We start from the raw sequence: 2,251 nt of genomic DNA, 5'->3' as shown, positions 1-2,251 counted from the left end.
CTCCAATTCCAACCAGCGTTCAGAAGATTTATTCAGTTTATCTTCAATTTTTTTCAGTTCATCGGTAATGCTTTTAAAATCAAGATGCGATAGAGAAGAGGCTTCGTTTTCGATTTTCTTTTCTAATTGGATTTTTCTATCTTCTAATTCTTCAATTTCATTTTCCAGAAATTCCAGTTCTCTTTTTTCATTATAAGAAAGTTTTGTTGTTTTCTCTTTTTGTATTTTAGTTTTTAGTAATTTAGTTTTTTTTGTATTTTGGATTTTTGTCTTTTCTTCCCTGAATCTTTTTACAAGCAGATAATCCGAATAATTGCCGGGAAATTTAACGATCCTGTCTTCCTCGAAGATAAAGAGATAATCCACCACTCTATCTAGAAAGAAACGGTCGTGTGAAACAACGAGAATGCAGCCTTTGAAAGCATCGAGATAGTCTTCCAGGATTTCGAGAGTTTTAATATCGAGATCATTTGTCGGTTCATCAAGAATGATGAAATTACTGCCGAACATCAAAGATCGCAAAAGATAAAGTCTTTTCTTTTCCCCACCGGAAAGGCTGCTGATTTTATTCTGCTGCATTTTTTTATCAAAAAGAAATTTCTGCAGCATCTCGGAAGCGGAATGCAGAACTCCATCCGAAGTTCGAATATTATCTGCAAATTCGCGAATATGTTCGATCACAGTTTTGTTTTTACTGAAATCTCCGGCATCTTGTTTAAAATATGAAAAATGAGTATTCATTCCGGCTTTTATTTTTCCTGCATCAGGTTTGATCTCATTTGTGATTATTTTTAGAAGTGTAGTTTTCCCGCAGCCATTTGCTCCGATAATTCCGATCCGTTCATTCTTCTGGAAAATATGAGAGAAATTCTTGAAAAGTTCTTTTTCATAAGATTTGGCAACATTATGAATTTCCAGAATTGTCTTTCCCATCCGCTTATTCACAAAAGAAATATCCAATTCTGAATCATTTGTCAGGTAGGATTTATCGATCAATTCTTTTACCCTGTCGAGATGATCTTTTGGTTTGGAAGTTCTTGCTTTTGCACCTCTTTGCAGCCATTTCAGTTCTTTTTTCAGTTGGGAAGTTCTGCGGATTTCTTTTCGCTGCAGAGCGAAAGATTCCATTTCCTTTTTCTTCAAATAATAGGAATAATTTCCGTAGTAGAATCTGATCTTACATTTTTCGATTTCCATTATTTTATTGGCAACTGCATCGAGAAAATAGCGATCATGAGTAATGAAAACGATTATTCCATTGTAGTTCCTGAAATATTCCTGAAGCCATTCGATGGTATCGATATCGAGATGATTGGTCGGCTCATCGAGAAAAAGAACATCAGGATCATCCATCAGAACGCGAGCCAGATCGACTCTCCTTTTCTGTCCGCCGGAAAGGATCTTTATCTTTTGAGAAATATCTTTGAATCCGAGTTTGGATAAAATGCTTTTCGCTTTTATCTCAATTTCCCAGACATTTTGAGCATCCATTTCTTTGATGAGTTTCTGGTATTCTTCATTAAGTTTGGATTGATGAGATTTGAGTTCATCCAAAATTTTGTAATATTTTCTTATTAGGTGAAATTCCTTTTTCTCACTGAAATATATCTGCTCATAAATGGAAAGTTCGGGATTCAATTGCGGGATTTGCGGAAGATAACCAGTTGTAATATCTTTCCGAAAAGTGATTGTTCCCTCATCCGCAGACTCGATTCCGACCAGCATTTTCAGGAGAGTTGTTTTTCCGCAGCCATTAATCCCGATGAGACCGATCTTATCTTTTTCGTGAATTCCGAAAGTTTCGTTTTCACAGATGATCTTTTCGGAAAATTCTTTTTTCAGATTTTTAATGGAGATGATGTTTTTTGTCATTAGTAACTCATAGCTCCTGCTTTGAGAAATAATTGTAACTTAAAGCTCCTGCTTTGAGATAGATCACAAACAGGGATGTTCGTGTTACAAATGTGTAATTAATTTCGAGCCCTAAGGAGTAAAGCGACGAGGACTTGAAATTAACAGGTTTTTACCTATAAGAAATCCTTCACTTCTCGCTTCGCTTATAAGCGGAAGAATTTTTCACAGAATACAATTCTGTGCTACATTCAATATCTCGATCATTTCCTCATGCATCTTCCCATTCGAAGCAATGATCGTATCATCGAGATAATGCCATTTTTCTCCATTGAATTGAGAAATATTTCCTCCGGCTTCTGTTACGATCAAACTTCCAGCAGCCATATCCCATGGTTTT

2 protein-coding genes are annotated in these 2,251 nt (G+C 35.7%); both read right to left on the bottom strand.

Annotated elements, in window-relative coordinates; translation table 11 throughout:
- Positions 1 to 1,872, bottom strand: a 1,872-nt coding sequence (locus tag ENL20_08870; protein HHE38668.1) for an ABC transporter ATP-binding protein, incomplete at its 3' end; no start/stop codon positions are given.
- A 204-nt stretch (positions 1,873 to 2,076) separates the two neighbouring features.
- Positions 2,077 to 2,251, bottom strand: a 175-nt coding sequence (locus ENL20_08865) for an inositol monophosphatase (protein HHE38667.1), incomplete at its 5' end; no start/stop codon positions are given.

The sequence above is a fragment of the Candidatus Cloacimonadota bacterium genome (assembly GCA_011372345.1).
GTDB lineage: Bacteria > Cloacimonadota > Cloacimonadia > Cloacimonadales > TCS61 > DRTC01.
Note: the sequence above shows the minus strand (reverse complement) of the source record. Positions and strands in the feature narration are given on the sequence as shown.